This is a genomic window from Nocardia sp. CDC160 (assembly GCF_035818795.1).
Classification (GTDB): domain Bacteria; phylum Actinomycetota; class Actinomycetes; order Mycobacteriales; family Mycobacteriaceae; genus Nocardia.
This window is the reverse complement of sequence record NZ_JAYKYT010000001.1, coordinates 120,059-137,769: the sequence shown is the minus strand read 5'-3', so window position 1 is coordinate 137,769 and position 17,711 is coordinate 120,059. Positions and strand designations below refer to the sequence as shown.

Below are 17,711 nucleotides of genomic sequence, written 5' to 3'. Positions count from 1 at the left end.
TCGCGATGGAACCGGTAACCGGGCACGCGGTGGTCGAGACCTGGCTCGCGGAGCACATGGACGACCTGAAGGCATGGCGTCGCCACATCCACGCCAACCCGGAGCTTTCCCGAACCGAGTTCGGCACCACCGAATTCGTGGAGTCCTGGCTGGTCAAGGCCGGGCTCGAGCCGCGCAAACTACCGAGCGGCACCGGCCTGATCTGTGACATCGGCCCCGACGGCGACCGCATCGGCCTGCGCGCCGACATGGACGCGCTGCCGCTGCAGGAATACACGGGCCTGCCCTTCGCCTCCACCGTGCCGGGCGTCTCGCACGCCTGCGGGCACGACGCGCACACCGCGATTCTGCTCGGCACCGCTTTGGCGCTGGCCGAGATTCCGAACCTGCTGGTCGGCGTGCGGCTGGTGTTCCAGCACGCCGAGGAGGTCATGCCCGGCGGCGCCATCGACATGGTCGCCGCGGGTGCGATGGAAGACGTCTCGCGCATGTTCGCGCTGCACTGCGACCCGAGACTGGAGGTGGGCCGGGTCGGCATCAGAGTCGGCGCGATCACCTCGGCCGCCGACACCGTCGAACTGGTACTGGACTCGCCCGGCGGCCACACTTCACGGCCGCACCTGACCAGCGATCTGGTCTACGCCATCGGCACGGTCATCACCGGCCTGCCCGGGCTGCTGTCGCGTCGCATCGATCCCCGGACCAGCACCGTCATGGTGTGGGGCGCGGTCTCGGCGGGCAAGGCGCCCAACGCGATTCCGCAGACCGGCATGCTCACCGGCACCGTCCGCACCGGCGACCACGCCACCTGGTCGCTGCTCGAGCCCATGGTCCGCGAGATCGTCGAGGGCCTGCTTGCCCCGACCGGCGTGCGCTACCAGCTCAACTACAAGCGCGGCGTGCCGCCGGTCGTCAACGACGAGCAGGCGGTGCGCATGTTCGAGCAGGCCATTCGCGGCCTGGGCCCCGACGCGCTCGCCGACACTCCGCAGTCCGGCGGCGGCGAGGACTTCTCCTGGTATCTCGAGGAGGTGCCGGGGGCCATGGCTCGCCTGGGCGTCTGGCCCGGGCAGGGTGAGCAGCTCGACCTGCACCAGCCCACCTTCGATATCGACGAGCGCGCGCTGGCGGCGGGCGTGCGGGTGTTCACCAACATCGTTTTGAACGGGCACTGACTCTCGACAGCGAAGCCGGGCCGCACCTCGAAAGGTGCGGCCCGGCTTCGTGTTCGGGTCTACTGCGCCTGCTTGGCTGTGTCTACTGAACCTGCTTGGCGATATCGCCCCAGGCGTGCCACCGGTCGATCTCGATCCACGCCGAGACGCGCTTCTGGTCGCGGACGGCGTAATCGGTGCCCAGGTAGTGCTGGGCCAGGCGATCGATGACCGAGGAGTCCGGATCGTTCTCGAGCGAGACGACGCGGCCCTGGATGCTGACGTGGCTGTACCAGTTGTCGGAGCCCAGCACGGTCAGCGTGATCCGCGGATCCGCGCGCAGATAGTCCAGCCGCTTGCGGAAGTCGGCCAGGTTCACCAGGATTCGCCCGTTCTCGTACAGGTACCAGGTGGCCACCGAGACCGGCTGGCCGTCCGGGCGATTCGAGGCGAAGACCGCCGGATTCGGGCGGGACAGGAATTCGGCGATCGGGGCGGGCACGGGTGTCGCGGGCATCGGGTTCCTCTCGGAGGCGGTCGACAAGATCGTTCCTGTCCCGCAACAGCACCGCCGCGCGGAATCTTCCACGCGGCGGCGGGGCGCTACAGCCCGAAGGTGCCCGGGCCCACGTTCTTGCTGTTCCGGGTGCGTAGCGCGTGCACGTAATCGCTTGGCGCACCGGCCTTCTCGGCGGCGTCGGCAATGACGCCCAGGTAGCGCGCGGAGGGCAGTCCGCCCTCGTAGGCGTCCAGGACGTAGAGCCAGGCCAGCACCGGTTCGCTGCCGGGACCGGAATTCGGGGTGACGCGCAGGCGGATCTTCTTGTGGATGCCGAAGTCCGAACCCTCCCAGCGGTCGAGACTCAGCTCGTCCTCGCTGGGAACGTCGTAGAGCACCACGAAGACCCGTTGCCCGGCTTCTTCGACCACCGTCGCCAGCGGTCCCTCCCAGCCGATGTCGTCCCCGGCGAAGGTGAGTCGCCACCCTTCCAGCCAGCCGGTTCCGTACACGGGGGAGTGCGGACAGCGCTTGAGCATCTGCTCGGGATCCATGTTGGACCCATAGGCGGCGTAAATCGGCACCATAGAAGCCTATCGAACAATTACGGGAGACCATCCCCGATCCCGATCACAAGGCGGTTCGTGGACGCATGATCGATTGCCGCGCGGTCGCCGGAACCGGTGCCCGGCCTGGCCCGAGTCCGTTTTGTCCTGGGGCAATGGAAAGTTCGCGCGACTCTCCCGCCATGACGGGCGAACCGTGCGAATGGGATGCGCCACAGTGGGACAGTTGTCCTGGGATGCGGTCAAAGATGTAAGGAGCTGGGCGGATAACGTAAGGGACCGGCATCGGAGATCCCGGGGCCGAACTGAACGCGGAGGAACAATGACCCGCATTGCGATCATCGGTGGCGGCCCCGCCGGATACGAAGCGGCGCTGGTGGCGGCACAGCACGGGGCGCCGGTCACGCTGATCGACAGTGACGGCATCGGCGGCGCGTGCGTGCTGTGGGATTGCGTGCCGTCCAAGACCTTCATCGCCTCCACCGGCGTGCGCACCGACCTGCGTCGCGCCCGCGACCTGGGCATCACCGTGCACCCGTCGCAGGCCCAGGTGCGGCTGGCCGAGGTCAACTCCCGTGTGAAGGCCCTCGCCCAGGCCCAGTCCTCCGATATCAAGGCCAAGCTGCAGACCGCGGGCGTGACCGTGCTCTCCGGTTACGGCGAACTCATCGACCAGGCCCCCGGCCTGGCCACCCACCTGGTCAAGGCCACGCTCTCCGACGGCCAGCAGCGGGTCATCGAGGCCGAGGTGGTGCTCATCGCCACCGGCGCCAGCCCGCGCGTGCTGCCCGGCGCGGAACCGGACGGCGAGCGAATCCTGAACTGGCGCCAGCTCTATGACCTCAAGGAACTGCCCGAGACCCTGGTGGTCGTCGGTTCCGGTGTGACCGGCGCCGAATTCGTCTCCGCCTACACCGAGATGGGCGTGAAGGTGAAATTGGTCTCGAGCCAGGACCGCGTGCTGCCGCGCGAGGACGCCGACGCCGCGCTGGTGCTCGAGGACGCGCTCGCCGAGCGCGGTGTGGAGCTGGCCAAGCACGCCCGCGCCGACGCGGTGGAGCGCACCCCCGAGGGCGTCGTGGTGAAGCTGTCCGACGGGCGCACCGTCACCGGCAGCCACGCCCTCATGACCGTCGGTTCCATCCCGAACACCAACGGGCTGGGCCTGGAACGCCTCGGCATCGAACTCGACAAGGGCGGATACCTGCGCGTGGACCGGGTTTCGCGGACCACCGCGCCCGGCGTCTACGCCGCGGGCGACTGCACCGGCCTGCTGCCGCTGGCCTCGGTGGCGGCCATGCAGGGTCGCATCGCCATGTACCACGCGCTCGGCGAGGGCGTGCAGCCGATCCGGCTGAAGACCGTTGCCTCCGCGGTGTTCACGCGCCCGGAGATCGCGACCGTCGGCGTCTCGCAGACCGCCATCGACAATGGTGAGGTCCCCGCGCGCACGGTCATGCTGCCGCTGAACACCAACCCGCGCGCCAAGATGTCGGGCCTGCGACGGGGTTTCGTGAAGATCTTCTGCCGTCCGGCCACCGGTGTGGTCATCGGCGGTGTCGTGGTGGCGCCGATCGCGTCCGAGCTGATCCTGCCCATCGCGCTCGCGGTGCAGAACAACCTCACGGTGAACGATCTGGCACAGACGTTTTCGGTGTACCCCTCCTTGACGGGGTCGGTCACCGAGGCGGCGCGTCAGCTCATGCGCCACGACGATCTGGACTAGCGCCAACACGTTTCGCGACGCTCCCCGAGGCTTCAAGATCGGCCATTGTTACCGGCCCGTCTTGCTGCCTTGTCCGCCTTGTGATTAAGTTCGCGGCGGAAGCGATCGGCAGGGCGGTCGCGAGTGTTACGTGTCGGAGGTTCTCAATTCCCTCCGATACGAGGCTCTTCGATGCCCACGAAGCGATCGTGCGCCGAGGGACGAAGGAATTGAGCGAAACGTGAAGCACCGCAAGCCGAGTCGGATCAAGGCGAGCACCTCCCTGACGCTGGCCGGAGCGGCCGCCGTGGTGTCGCTGCTGTCCGCGCCCGCCAACGCCGCACCCGCCGATCCCGGCGCGGTCCCGGCGGACCAGCAGCAGCCCGACAACACCGTGCCGCCGACCACCGAGACACCGGCCCCCGACCCGAAGGCGCAGGTCGTGCCCGCGCCCAAGCCGGAGACCGCGCAGCCGGGGACCACCAAGCCGCAGCAGAGCCAGCCGGGTGTCACCAGCCCGACCACGCCCAGCACCCCCGCCCCGGACAATGGTGTGGGCAAACCGGATTCGGGTCAGCCGCAGGGCGCCACCCAGGACGGCACCCAGAAGCCCACCGATCCGAACGCGCCGAAGAACGACCAGAACGCGCAGCCCGCGGGCACCAATCCGCAGCCCGCGCAGCCGAAGTCGCTCAAGCCGTCGCAGCCGGGTGTGACCGTGCCGCGCGTCGCGCCGCTGCCGGTGCCGGGCCAGAACACCCAGGCCCAGCCCGCGGTGACCACCCCACAGCCGGATCAGGCGACCACGCCGGGCCAGACCACCCCCGGTCAGAACCAGCCCGCCAAGCCGAACGACCAGAGCGCGCAGCCCGCGGTGACCACGCCGCAGGATCAGGATCCGTCGGTGGACACCATCACCGGCCAGCCGACGGTCACCACGCCGCAGCAGCCGCGCTGGCAGTCGCCCGCGGTCGACACCGCCCCGGCCGCGCCGGTGGTGACCATGACCGGTCCGCATACCGAGCTCGGGGTCAACCTCGACGGCGGTGCGGTGCTGCCCGGCTGGGCCGCCAACACCCACCACTTCAGCAACCTGGACGGCTACGTCGGCACCATCGGCTACACCACGCCGGGCGGCATGGGCGAGGCCGGTATGTCGCTGGACTTCACCACGGTCAACCAGATCAAGGTGACGGCCTTCGCGGGCAGCGGCCCGGACAACGACCAGAAGACCGAGTTCGTGCTGGACACCACCGCGGCCAACGCCGCCAAGGCCAGCGCCGAGAACTTCATTCGCCTGATGCCGGGCGGCGCCATCATCCTGGAGGCCGCGGCCCAGATTGGTAAGCTGCCCGAGGGTGACCGGCCCTCGACCTCGGTCGACGTGGGCGGTGTGACCGCGCAGGTGGGCGGTTCGGTTCAGTACTGACGGTCCCTGACGGACCGGATACGGTGCCGGTGGGAGATGTGTCGTCGCGTGGGGCGGTCGTGAGCGACCGCCCCACGCGTCTGTGGCGAAAGGACGGGTGATGGTTTCCGGCAAGGACGAATCAGCCGACCGCCCCGAATCCGAGGCGAACGAGCAGGCGGAGTCCGAATTCGGGCCCTCGCTGAACGACTTCGGGCCGTCCCTCAACGACTTCGGGCCCTCGCTCAATGATTTCGGGCCGCCCCCGCCCGCGGCTCCCGCCACGGGCTGGGCGCCCGCGCCCGCGCCGCCGAGTCCGGATCTGGCATGGCGACCCGCCGACGCGCCGGTGCTGCCACCCCCGCCGCAGTATCGCGCCCCGGATTCGTGGGCTCCCACGACCGGGCAGTACCCCGCCCAGTACCCGGGCGGCAATGGCACGGCCACGGGTGGCAATGGCACCACCACGGGCCAGTTTCCGGCCGTACCGGGTGCGGGGCAGGTTCCGGGTACCCCGGACGTGGAACAGACCGTCAAAATCCCTCCTGGCGGGCCGCAATCGGCCACCGGCGCTCCGGGGCTGACCACGCGCCTCACCGAGTCGGATAAGGCGGTCGCCGAACGCAATTCGGCGGGGGAGACCGCGTCGGGAGCCGACGGCACCGCGCCCGCGACCGAGAACGGTGCCGCGGGCGGCTCGCCCGACTCCTGGTGGCGGTCCGCGCCCAGCGGCTTCCCGCCCGCGCCGCCCGCCTCCGAATCCGGTGCGGCGCAGGAGGAGTCGCTGTCCTGGGCGGACGATCCCATCGTCAAGGCGCTGCAGCCGAAAACGACTGTGCCGCAGGCCAAGCCGGAGCAGCGGACGCCCTGGCGCAAGATCGGGGCCATCGGGGGCGGCGCGGTGGTGCTGCTGGCGGTGATCGGCCTGGTGGTCGTGGCGGTCATGCGCGGCGGCCACGACGAGGAGCCGACCGCCGGGGCCACCACCACCGGCAAGGCCGCGAATACCGCGGCGGCGCTGAGTTGTCCGGCGCGGCACGAGGGCAAGCTCACCATCGGCAATGGCGCGGGCGGCACCGGCAGCGGCGTGGACGCGATCCTCGGCTTCCAGCACGCCTTCTATGTCGATCGCAGCGGCGAGAAGGCGCGCAGCTTCGTCGCGCCGGACTCGCCGACCGTCTCACCGGCGCAGGTCATCCAGCAGTCGGGCATCGACAATCTCAAGGCGGGCACCACCTACTGCCTGCAGATCGTCGGCCCCACGCCCGTGCCCGCACCGGCCCCGGCGCCGGGCGCGCCGCCCCTGGCGGGTGTGTTCGAGACCTACGACGTGGACATCACCGAACACCACGCCGACGGCACCACCCAGGTCTACGCGCAGCGGGTCACGGCCGTGGAGCGTGACGGCAAGCACCTGATCTATTCCATCGAGGAGCGCTCGTAGGGGCCACCGCCGCAGGAGTGGGCGAAGGTCCGCTGCCCGAGGAGTGGGCGACGGTGTGCTGCCCCGAGGAGTGAGCGGATGGTGCGCTGCCGCGAGGAGCGGGCCGATGGTGCCATGTCCGAGAACGCGGCGAGAGGTCCAGTGTCCAAGGACTGGCCATCTTCCCGAGTCGATGTCTCATATTTTGGGAAAGGGATTTCACATCCTGGTAACCGTGTGACATGGTGGAGTTTCGCATACCCCGGCGTTCCCTCGGAGGTGTTCCATGTCCGCGCATTTCCCGCCGCTCGCACGGCGTCTCGACGGCCTGCGGAGCTCGGCGATCCGCGACCTGCTCAAGCTCACCGCGCGGGCGGACATCATCGGCCTTGCCGGAGGTTTGCCCGATGCCGCCCTCATGCCCCGCGACCGCATCGCGGCGGCCGCCGACGCGGCCCTGTCCGACCGCTCGCGGCTCCAGTACACCGAGTCCCCCGGGTGGGGTCCGCTGCGCGAGGTGCTGGCCGCCCGCGAGTCCGACCGCCTCAGCCGCGCGGTCCCCGTCGACGAGGTCTTCGTGACCCACGGCTCCCAGCAGGCGCTTTCGCTGCTGGCGGAGGTGCTGTTGGATCCGGGCGCGCTCGTCGTCGTCGAGGATCCCGCGTATGTCGGTGCGCTGCAGGTCTTCCGGGCCGCCGGGGCGCGAATCGTGGCCGTGCCCTTGGATTCCGACGGCTTGCGCCTGGACGCCCTGTGCGAGCTGCTCGCCGCCGGTGAGCGTCCCGCCGTGGTCCACACCGTCAGCAACTTCCACAATCCCGGCGGCGTCACCCTGGCCCCCGCGCGCCGTCGGGAGTTGGCGAATCTCGCCGAACAGTACGGCTTCTGGATCATCGAGGACGACCCGTACGGCGAACTCTGGTTCGACCGACCCGCCCCGGCTCCCGTGGCGACCTACTCGCCCAACGTCATTCGCCTCTCCAGCGCCTCCAAGATCCTGGCCCCCAGTCTGCGCGCCGGGTGGATGATCGCCCCCACCCAGGTCTGCCGCGCCGTCGAGCTCCTCAAGCAGGGTGCCGACCTGTGCGGCTCCGCCCTCACCCAGCAGATCACCGCCGACCTGCTCGCCGACACCGACTGGCTTGCCGCCCACATCGATTCGGTCCGCCAGGTCTACGGCGCCCGCGCCAAATCCCTGGTCGCCGCCGTTCGTGCCACCTTCGGCGACCGCGTCACCACCACCGACGCCTCGGGCGGCATGTTCGTCTGGGCCGACTTCACCGACGGCACCGACACCCAGGCCCTCCTCCCGCAGGCCCTCGACGCGGGCGTCGCCTACGTCCCCGGTGCCGCCTTCGCCGTCTCCACCGACTACACCCACGCCATGCGCCTGTGCTTCACCACCTCCGACGAGGCCACCCTGACCGAGGCGGTCGCCCGCCTCGCCAAGGCCCACGCCGCCGCGGTCCACGGGTGACCGCGGACCGCGACGGTCAGACGGATTCGGGCTGGGTGATCGGGACCGGGTCGAGGACCTCGCGCCGCGCGTCCGGGGCCTCCAGGCGCAGGGCGTCGGCCGAGGCGTCGTCGGGCTGGGTCTGGGATTCGATCTCGGCCTTGACCCGGGCGGTGTAGACCGCGACCTCGCGGTCGATGTCGGCCTCGGACCACCCCAGCACCGGGGCCACCAGACGCGCCACCTCGTCGGCGGAAGCCACACCGCGGTGGGCGTATTCGATGGAGATGCGGGTGCGGCGGGCCAGGATGTCGTCCAGGTGCAGGGCGGCCTCCGCGGCGACCGCGTAGACGGCTTCCACCCGCAGATACCCGGGCGATTCCGTAATCGGTTGCAGCAGCTCGGGTTTGCCGTCGGCCAAGGACAGCACCTCGTCGATCAGCGAGCCATACCGGTTGAGCAGGTGCTGAATTCGATACGGGTGGATGCCGTACTTCTCGGCCAGGTGCGGAGTCTGATTCATGAGCGCGTAGTAGCCGTCGGCCCCGAGCAGCGGCACCTTCTCGGTGATGGTCGGCGATACCCGGCGCGGAATGTCCTGTGCCGCTTCGTCGACCGCGTCGTAGGCCATGACGCGATAGGTGGTGTACTTGCCGCCCGCGATGGCGATCAGCCCGGGTGCGATGCGGGCCACGGCGTGCTCGCGGGAGAGCTTGGAGGTCTGATCGCTCTCCCCGGCCAGCAGTGGGCGCAGGCCCGCGTAGACGCCGGTGATGTCGTCGTGGGTGAGCGGGGTGACCAGCACCTTGTTGATGTGTTCGAGCAGGTAGTCGATGTCGTTCTTGGTGGCGGCCGGATGCGCGAGGTCGAGATTCCAGTCGGTGTCGGTGGTGCCGATGATCCAGTGGTCGGTGCTCCATGCGATGACGAACAGCACCGACTTCTCGGTCCGCAGAATGAGCGAGGTATCGCTGGCAATCCGGTCGCGCGGGACCACGATGTGCACGCCCTTGGACGCTCGCACATGAAATCGTCCGCGTTGATGCGCGAGCGACTGCAATTCATCGGTCCAGACACCGGTGGCATTGATGACCACGCTGCCGCGCACCTCGGTGGTGCGCCCGTCCTCGCTGTCGCGCACCTTGACCCCGACCACCCGGCCCGCCTCCTTGAGGAAGCCGACCACCTGCGTGGAGGTCCGGATGACCGCGCCGTAGTGCGCGGCCGTGCGCGCCACCGTCATGGTGTGGCGGGCGTCGTCCACCACGGTGTCGTAATAGTTCACCCCGCCCGTGAGCGCCTTGTGCTTGAGGCCGGGCGCCTGCCGCAGCGCCGCCGACCGAGTCAGATGATGCTGTCCGGGAACGGATTTCGCGCCGCCCATGGTGTCGTAGAGCACCAGACCGGCGGTGACGTACGGCCGCTCCCAGCCGTAGTGGGTGAGCGGGTAGAGGAACTTCAGCGGCTTCACCAGATGCGGGGCCAGCGTGGACAACGCCAGCTCACGCTCCTTGAGGGCCTCGCGAACCAGCCCGAACTCCATCATCTCGAGGTAGCGCAGGCCGCCGTGGAACATCTTCGAGGACCGGCTAGAGGTGCCCGAGGCCAGGTCCCGGGCCTCCACCAGGGCGACCTCGAGGCCGCGGGTCGCGGCGTCCAGGGCGATACCCGCGCCGACCACACCACCGCCGATCACGATGACGTCGAAGGTCTCCTTCCCGAGCCGACCCCACGCGGCTTCGCGCTGTTCGGGCCCGAGGAACTGCGATCGCGGTTGGTTCGTCATGCTCGACTCCTCCGGGTTAACTTCCGGCTACCGAGAGCTACGGTACCCACACTAACGGGTGGCGTCGGTTAGCCTCGATCGATGCGTCGCTATGTGGCCGCCATCGATCAGGGCACGACCTCGAGTCGCTGCATCGTCTTCGATCATCAGGGCCGAATCGCCGGAGTCGCCCAGCGTGAACACGAACAGATCTTCCCGCGGCCCGGCTGGGTCGAGCACGATCCCGAATCCATCTGGCGCAATACCGAATTGGTGATCGCCCAGGCCCTGCGCGGCTGCGGCATCGGCCCCGCCGAGGTGGCGGCGGCCGGTGTCACCAACCAGCGCGAGACCACCGTCGTCTGGGACCGCGCCACCGGCAAACCGGTGTACAACGCCATTGTCTGGCAGGACACCCGCACCGCCGAGCTCACCCAGGTTCTCGCCGGTGACCAGGGACCGAATCGCTACGCCGACCGCACCGGCCTGCCACTGTCCACCTACTTCGCCGGACCCAAACTGCGCTGGATTCTCGACAATGTCCCGGGTGTGCGGGAACGCGCCGAAGCCGGTGAGCTGTGCTTCGGCACCATCGACAGCTGGATGCTGTGGAAGCTGACCGGGCTGCACATCACCGACGTCACCAATGCCTCGCGCACCATGCTCATGGATCTGCGCACACTGCAATGGGATCCGCGGATCTGCGCCGAATTCGGCGTACCGATGTCGATGCTGCCCGAAATCCGCAGTAGCTCCGAGGTTTACGGCGACATCACCACCGGCGCCCTGGCGGGTGTCCCCGTCGCGGGCATCCTGGGCGACCAGCAGGCCGCCACCTTCGGTCAGGCCTGCCTCTCGCCCGGTGACACCAAGAACACCTACGGCACCGGCAATTTCATGCTCATGAACACCGGCACCACCCCGGTGTTCAGCGAGCACGGCCTGCTCACCACCGTCTGCTACCGCCTCGGCGACCAGCCCGCCGTCTACGCCCTCGAGGGCTCCATCGCCGTCACCGGCTCCCTGGTGCAGTGGCTGCGCGACAATCTCGGCCTCATCTCCTCCGCCGACGAGATCGAGCCCCTGGCCCGCACGGTCCCCGACAATGGCGGCTGCTACGTGGTCCCCGCCTTCTCCGGCCTGTTCGCCCCGCGCTGGCGTCCCGACGCCCGCGGTGTCGTCGCGGGCCTGACCCGCTTCGTCAACAAGGGCCACCTGGCCCGAGCCGTGTTGGAGGCCACCGCATTCCAGACCCGCGAGGTCATCGACGCCATGCGCGCCGACGCCGACGCCCAGCGCCTGGACGTCGAGAAGGTGACCCTCAAGGTCGACGGCGGCATGGTCGTCAACGAACTGCTCATGCAGTTCCAATCCGACATCCTCGACGCCACCGTCGTCCGCCCGGTCGTCACCGAGACCACCGCCCTCGGCGCCGCGTACGCCGCGGGCCTGGCCGTCGACTACTGGACCTCCACCGACGACATCCGCGCCAACTGGGCCGAGGACAAACACTGGACACCCGCCATGTCCGCGGCCGACCGCGACCACCTCATGCACGAATGGAACAAGGCGGTCGAACGCACCTACGACTGGGCGTGACCGCTCAGCGGACGAGTTTGTAGTTGAACTCGGTGGTGCCGAGGGCGTTCATGAGGCGGACCCAGAGGGGCAGCATCATTTCGGTACCGCGGGCGGTGGTGATGTCGCCGAGGTCGACGATGTCGCGCCAGCCGAATTCGCGCAGGAGCCCGGCGACCGTGGCCTTGGCGTCGGCGTCATTGCCGGAGAGGAACAGGGTGTGGTCGCCGCCCGCGACGTTCTCGGGGCGGGCCATGACCGCAGCGGTCACGGTGTTGAGGGTCTTCACGACGCGGGCTTCGGGGAACGCGCGCTGCACCTGCTCGCCGACCGAATCGGTATTGCAGACGGACAGGAACGGCGGGAAGCCCTGCGAGAAGTCCAGCGGGTTGGAGATGTCGATGACGACCTTGCCCGCCAAGTTCTCCGCACCCGCCCCTTCCAGCGCCGCGACGCTGACCTGCCCGGAGGTGGCATTGATGACGAGTTCGGCCCCGGCGGCCGCCTCGGCCGCGGTGGCCAGCGGTGCGGGGAAGGGCTCCTCCGCGCGTGCCTCGGTGGCGGCGACATCGCGCGTGCCGATCACCACGTCATGTCCCAGTTCCACCAACCGCGCCGACAATGTGCGCCCCACCGATCCGGTGCCCAGGATTCCGATTTTCATGTTCATCACAGTAAGGCCGGATGACCGGCGCGCGAACGCATTTCGCTGCCGACGAAAAGTATCGGTCGGGTGAAATTTTCAGCGGTCCGGCGGTGTTTGGCAGCGGGGGCAGAAGTAGATGCCGCGCTCGGCTCGGGTGGCGTGTGCTTCGTCGCCCAGGAGATGGACGACCAGGTTGGTGCCGCAGCGCGGGCACGGGCGGCGTTGACGGCCGTAAGCCAGTGTGCGCCACGGGGGTTGGTGGGCCGCCTTGGTGAGGACCCGGTGGGCCTCGTCCACCAGGCCGGGAAGATCGGGGACATCGCCGACCAGGGTGGCGGGGTGAACGCGCCGCAGGAAGCAGATTTCGCTGCGGTAGATATTGCCGATGCCGGCGAGGTTCGTCTGGTCCAGCAGGGCGAGGCCGATCGGCTGGGCCGCGTCGCGGGACAGGCGGCGGACGGCTTCGGCGGCATCCCAATTCGGGCCGAGCAGGTCGGGGCCCAGGTGGTCGGTGGCGGTGTGTTCGGTGCGGCGGGGGAGGACCTCGACCAGGCCCAGGGCGAAGCCGACCGCCTCGGCCTCGTCGTTCGCGAGGATCAGGCGCGCGGTGAATCCCGGCTTGGTCCAGCGTTGTCCGGGTTGGTAGACCCGCCACTCGCCCTCCATCTTGAGATGGGTGTGGATGGACAGGTCGGGTGTGCGAACGAACAGGTGCTTGCCATAGGTGCCGACGCTCTCGATCTCCTGACCCTTCAGGTCGAGGGTGGCGTATCGCGGAACCCGGAAATCACTGCGGGTGAGCGGCTTGCCCGCCAACGCCTTGCGCAGGCGGGCGGCGGCCAGGTAGACGGTGTCGCCTTCAGGCATGGGCGCTCACGGGCGACCTCGGAGGCGGAAGCCCTTGGGCGTGGCGGCGAATCCGGCCTCGGTGAGGAAACCGGCGAAGGTGTTGCCGTGCACGGATTCCCCGTTCACGCGATCGATGACCAGGGAGTCCACCCGGCGATCGTGGACCAAGGCGGCCAGGGCGCTGGCGGCCGCGGTCCGGACGGCCGGATCCTCGGTGAAGGTGAGCAGCGTCTTGCCGCCGCGCTCCAGGTACAGGGCCAACTCGCCCTCGACCAGCACCACCAGCGCGCCCGCCTTGCGACCGGGCCGATGTCCCGCGCCCTCGGCGGCCGCCTTGGGCCACGGTAGCGCCGCGCCATAGGGGTTCGCCGGGTCGCAGGCCGCCAGGGCGACGGCGACGCCGACCGGATCGGACCCGAACGCCTCGACGGCGCGGCTGCGGTCGGTGTCGAAGGAGCGCAGGCGATCCACCACATCCGTGGTCGAGAACTGCGCGCCGCCCAGGGAATCCACGAAATATCCGCGACGGCAGCGCCCGCGATCCTCGAACTCGGTGAGCACCCGGTACATCAGCGCGAACCCGCCGGGCACGCCCTCGCTCTGCACCGAGCCGCGCGTCAGCACGCCGTACCGCTCCAACAGCACGTCGGCGGTCGCGTGCGCGCGAATCGTATTGTCGGCGATGCGTTCCGGTAGCAGTGACCACCGCCCCGCCACCTGCGGTGAGCTGGTGCGCGCGGGCATTCCGGTGCGCGGTAGATACATTCGCCCGCGCGGTGTCCGCCGGGGAGTGCGATGCGCGGTGGTCGTCCGGGTCGTCCCGGCCAGCAGGGCCCGCACCGGGGCGAAGGTGTCACCGCCGATGTGCCCGGCCCACACCAGATCCCACAGCGCGGCGGTCACGGCGGTCTCGTCCTCGGAGTCGACACCGTCGAAGAGCTGACGGAAGAAGTAGGCACCGCCGGTGGTGCCCGCCAGCACCTGATACTCACCCTTCGGCAGCGCGGCGCCCTCGGTCCCGGCCGCGGCGGCCGAGTCGGTGGTGCCGCCGATCACGGTGGCTCCCAAGGCCGTCAGCAGCGCGATGTGCGTTTCGGTGAGATCGATATCGTCGGGCGGCGGCAGTGTCAACCCGGCCTGCTCGGCCGGGTGCAGGGCGATCCAGCCGTCCTTGGCGGTGATCGAGCCGTGCCCGGACCAGATCACCTCGCCGGTGGCCATGAGTTCGTCCAGCAGGGCGGGGGAGTAGTCGCGCACCCGCAATGGCAGGACCAGCGATTCCCAGGCCGAGGCCGGAATCGGCATGCCCGCAAGCTGTTCCACCACCGCCGCGACACCGTCCACGCCGCGCAGTTCCCCGGTCCCGACGTGCTGCCAGGACGGCAGGAACCGGCCCAGCGCGGCGGTCGCCACCGGTTCTACCTCCTTGCGGGCGGCGGCCAGCGAGCGTCGGCGCAGGCGGCGCAGCACCTCGCTGTCACACCATTCCGCTCCGGCCGATCCGGGCGTGAATTCGCCTTCCACCACCCGCTTTTCGAGGGCGAGGCGGTGTAGTGCGGTGGCCGCCACGGCCGGTCCCAGCCCGAACCGGTGCGCGACTTGCGTCAGCGTGAACGGTCCGTGCGTGCGCGCGTACCGGCCGATGAGATCGCCCAGCGGATCGGCGACCGGTTCGATGAACGCGGCCGGAACCCCGATGGGCAGCGGCACGCCGAGCGCGTCCCGCAGCCGCGAGGCGTCCTCGATGGCCACCCACCACCGCGAACCGGCGAACGAAACCTCCAGCGCCCGATGCGTTTTCACGAGTTCGGCGAACCACTCGCGCGGATCGGCCCGGCATCGTTCCTCGGCCTCGTCGGCCGTGATCGGCCCCAGCAGCCGCAGCAGATCGGCCAGCCCCTCCATGTCCCGTGCCTGCCGCTCGGGCGTGAGCCGCTGCAATTCCCGCTCGGTCTGCTCGAGCACCGCCGCGTCCAGCAGCTCCCGCAATTCGACGCGACCCAGCAGCTCCGCCAGTAGGCTGGAATCCAGCGACAGCGCCGCGGCCCGCCGCTCGGCGAGCGGACTGTCGCCCTCGTACATGAACTGCCCGATGTAGTCGAACAGCAGCGAATTCGCGAAGGGCGACGGCGCGGCCGTCTCCACCTCGACCAGGCGCACCTGCCGTCGCGCCACCCGGCCCAGCAGCTCCCGCAGCGAGGGCAGGTCGTACACGTCCTGCAGGCACTCGCGCACGGTCTCCAACAGAATCGGGAACTCCGGGAACTTGCGTGCCACATCCAGCAGCTGGGCGGCCCGTTGCCGCTGCTGCCACAGCGGTGCCCGCTTGCCCGGATCCCGGCGCGGCAGCAGCAGCGCCCGCGCCGCGCATTCCCGGAAGCGGGACGCGAAAAGCGCCGAGCCCCCGACCTGTTCGGTCACCAGGTCATCGATCTCGTCGGTCTCGAACACGAACAACTCCGCCCCCGGCGGGTCGTCGGTGGTGTCCGGCAGCCGCACCACGATTCCGTCATCCGATGGCGTGGGCGCGGCGTCCACCCCGAACCGCTCCCGCAGCCGGGCCGCCACCGCCAGGGCCCACGGCGCGTGCACCGGCAGCCCATACGGCGAGTGCAATACCACCCGCCAGTCGCCCAGCTCGTCGCGGAAGCGCTCCACCACCAACGTCTTGTCCGTGGGCAACTGCCCGGTGGCCTCGCGCTGCTCGGCCAGCAGCGCCACCAGATTCGCGGTCGCGTTCTCGTCCAATCCGCCCCGCAGCGACACGGTTTCGACCTCGGAGCCCGCCGAACGCTTGCTCTTCTCCAACTCCTGACCGGCGTGCCGCACGAATTCGCCCAGCGCCGCACCCAATTCGGCCGGACGACCCAGGGAATCGCCGTGCCAGAAGGGAAGCCGACCGGTGAGCCCGAACGCCGGGGTCACCAGGACGCGGTCGAAGGTGATCTCCTCGATCCGCCAGCTGGTCGCGCCGAGGGCGAAGACATCGCCCACGCGGGATTCGTAGACCATCTCCTCGTCGAGTTCGCCGACGCGGGAGGCCTTCTCGCCGACCATGAAGACCGGGAACAGGCCGCGATCGGGAATCGCGCCGCCCGAGGTCACCGCCAACCGTTGCGCACCGGGGCGGCCGGTGAGCGTTCCGGCGTCGCGATCCCAGACGATGCGGGGGCGGAGTTCGGCGAATTCGTCGGAGGGATAGCGGCCCGCGAGCAGGTCCAGCACGGATTCGTAGGCCGAACGGGGCAGTGCCGCATAGCTTCCCGTGCCGCGGACGGTCTCGAACCAGGCGTCGGCGTCGATCGGTTCCAGGGCGCAGGCCGCCACGGTCTGCTGGGCGAGAATATCCAGCGGATGCGCGGGCACCTGCAATTCCTCGATCTGCCCGGCCGTCATCCGCATGGACGCCACCGCGCAGTGGATGACGTCGGTCCGGTGCTTGGGGAAGATCACGCCGCGCGAGATCTCACCCACCTGGTGTCCGGCCCGGCCCACGCGCTGCAGCCCGGAGGCCACCGACGGCGGGGCCTCCACCTGCACCACCAGTTCCACCGCACCCATATCGATGCCGAGTTCGAGACTGCTGGTGGCCACCACACAGCGCAGCCGACCGCTCTTGAGGTCGTCCTCGATGAGCGCCCGCTGCTCCTTGCTCACCGACCCGTGGTGCGCCCGCGCCAAAAGCGTGGTGGCCCCGTGGATTACCTCGGTGGAGGCCCCCAGCTGCGCGGGAGGCTTGTGCTCGGTCTCCACCGCCTCGCCGATGCGCGCCTGATAGGCCTCGTTCAAGCGTGCCGTGAGCCGCTCGGACAGCCGCCGCGAATTCGCGAACACGATCGACGACCGATGCTCGAGCACCAGATCCACGATCGCCTCGTCCACATGCGGCCGGATCGAGCCGGGTTGATCCGAATCCTCCCCGCCCGCATCGGGTTCGGTCATATCCGCCACCGGCACCCGCACCGACAGGTCGAAGGTCTTGGGCGCGGGCGGCGCGACAATGGTGATCGGCGCGCTCCCGACCAGGAACCGCCCGACCTCCTCGGGCGGCCGCACGGTCGCCGACAATCCGATCCGCTGGGCGGGCCGCTCGGTGAGCAGGTCCAGCCGAGCCAGTGAAAGCGCCAGGTGCGCACCGCGTTTGGAGCCCGCGATGGCGTGGACCTCGTCCACGATCACCGTGTGCACCCCGCTCAGCGTCTCCCGCGCCGCCGAGGTCAGCATGAGGAACAACGACTCCGGCGTGGTGATCAGAATGTCCGGCGGCGTGCGCTGCATGGTCCGTCGATCCGCCGCGCTGGTGTCACCCGAGCGCACCCCCACTCGAATCTCGGGCGCGTCCACCCCCAGCCGCTTGGCCGTCTGCGTGATCCCCACCAGCGGCGCGCGCAGATTCCGTTCGACGTCCACGGCCAGCGCCTTGAGCGGCGAAATGTAGAGGACCGATGTCTTGCGCGGCCCCGGCACCGGCTCCCGGGTCGCCAGCCGATCGATGGCCCACAGGAACGCCGACAGCGTCTTGCCCGACCCCGTCGGCGCGATCACCAAGGTGTGCTGCCCCGCCGCGATCGATTCCCACGCCCCCAATTGCGCGGCCGTGGGCGCGGGAAACGCACCGTCGAACCACTCTCTGGTCGCTGGGGAGAACCGATCCATGGCCCC

Annotated in this window: 11 protein-coding genes and 1 pseudogene; 6 read left to right on the top strand and 6 right to left on the bottom strand. The window is 69.7% G+C overall.

Translation table 11 applies throughout. The features are described from left to right. Positions 1–5 precede the first annotated feature (5 nt). Positions 6–1,175, top strand: coding sequence for a M20 family metallopeptidase (locus VMT40_RS00675; RefSeq protein ID WP_326357150.1), 1,170 nt, complete (start codon positions 6–8; stop codon positions 1,173–1,175). A gap of 82 nt (positions 1,176–1,257) precedes the next feature. Here the strand turns inward: VMT40_RS00675 and VMT40_RS00670 are convergent, their stop codons facing one another. Further along, complete coding sequence (locus tag VMT40_RS00670; protein WP_326356041.1) at positions 1,258–1,671, bottom strand: PPOX class F420-dependent oxidoreductase; 414 nt, start codon at positions 1,669–1,671, stop codon at positions 1,258–1,260. An 86-nt stretch (positions 1,672–1,757) separates the two neighbouring features. Next, complete coding sequence (locus VMT40_RS00665) at positions 1,758–2,237, bottom strand: gamma-glutamylcyclotransferase (protein WP_326356040.1); 480 nt, start codon at positions 2,235–2,237, stop codon at positions 1,758–1,760. Positions 2,238–2,541: 304 nt separating this feature from the next. Here VMT40_RS00665 and VMT40_RS00660 point away from each other — a divergent pair, with 304 nt between their 5' ends. The 4 genes from VMT40_RS00660 to VMT40_RS00645 all read left to right on the top strand — a co-directional run bounded on the left by VMT40_RS00660 (position 2,542) and on the right by VMT40_RS00645 (position 8,232). Beyond that, positions 2,542–3,945, top strand: a complete 1,404-nt coding sequence (locus VMT40_RS00660) for an NAD(P)H-quinone dehydrogenase (protein WP_326309324.1) — start codon at positions 2,542–2,544, stop codon at positions 3,943–3,945. Between the two features lie 220 nt (positions 3,946–4,165). Beyond that, a complete protein-coding gene (locus tag VMT40_RS00655; protein WP_326356039.1) occupies positions 4,166–5,353 on the top strand; it encodes a hypothetical protein in 1,188 nt (395 codons plus the stop codon). A 100-nt stretch (positions 5,354–5,453) separates the two neighbouring features. Continuing rightward, positions 5,454–6,776, top strand: coding sequence for a hypothetical protein (locus VMT40_RS00650; RefSeq protein WP_326356038.1), 1,323 nt, complete (start codon positions 5,454–5,456; stop codon positions 6,774–6,776). 265 nt (positions 6,777–7,041) lie between these two features. Then, the gene (locus VMT40_RS00645; RefSeq protein ID WP_326356037.1) at positions 7,042–8,232 is read left to right on the top strand and encodes an aminotransferase-like domain-containing protein; all 1,191 of its coding nucleotides are present in this window, start codon (positions 7,042–7,044) and stop codon (positions 8,230–8,232) included. 16 nt (positions 8,233–8,248) lie between these two features. Here VMT40_RS00645 and glpD read toward each other — a convergent pair whose 3' ends face one another. Then, positions 8,249–9,997 carry a glycerol-3-phosphate dehydrogenase gene (gene glpD / locus VMT40_RS00640; RefSeq protein ID WP_326356036.1) on the bottom strand — a complete coding sequence of 583 codons (1,749 nt, stop codon included), beginning with the start codon at positions 9,995–9,997 and terminating at the stop codon, positions 8,249–8,251. An 81-nt stretch (positions 9,998–10,078) separates the two neighbouring features. Between glpD and glpK the strand changes: the two genes are divergently transcribed. Then, positions 10,079–11,575 (top strand): glycerol kinase GlpK, encoded by a 1,497-nt coding sequence (gene glpK / locus VMT40_RS00635; RefSeq protein ID WP_326356035.1) that lies wholly within the window; start codon positions 10,079–10,081, stop codon positions 11,573–11,575. 4 nt (positions 11,576–11,579) lie between these two features. Here the strand turns inward: glpK and VMT40_RS00630 are convergent. The 3 genes and pseudogenes from VMT40_RS00630 to VMT40_RS00620 all read right to left on the bottom strand — a co-directional run. After that, positions 11,580–12,233, bottom strand: a pseudogene (locus VMT40_RS00630) (NADPH-dependent F420 reductase); the annotation flags it as partial. A gap of 63 nt (positions 12,234–12,296) precedes the next feature. Then, complete coding sequence (locus VMT40_RS00625) at positions 12,297–13,067, bottom strand: DNA-formamidopyrimidine glycosylase family protein (RefSeq protein WP_326356033.1); 771 nt, start codon at positions 13,065–13,067, stop codon at positions 12,297–12,299. 6 nt (positions 13,068–13,073) lie between these two features. Further along, complete coding sequence (locus tag VMT40_RS00620; RefSeq protein WP_326356032.1) at positions 13,074–17,705, bottom strand: ATP-dependent helicase; 4,632 nt, start codon at positions 17,703–17,705, stop codon at positions 13,074–13,076. Positions 17,706–17,711 lie beyond the last annotated feature (6 nt).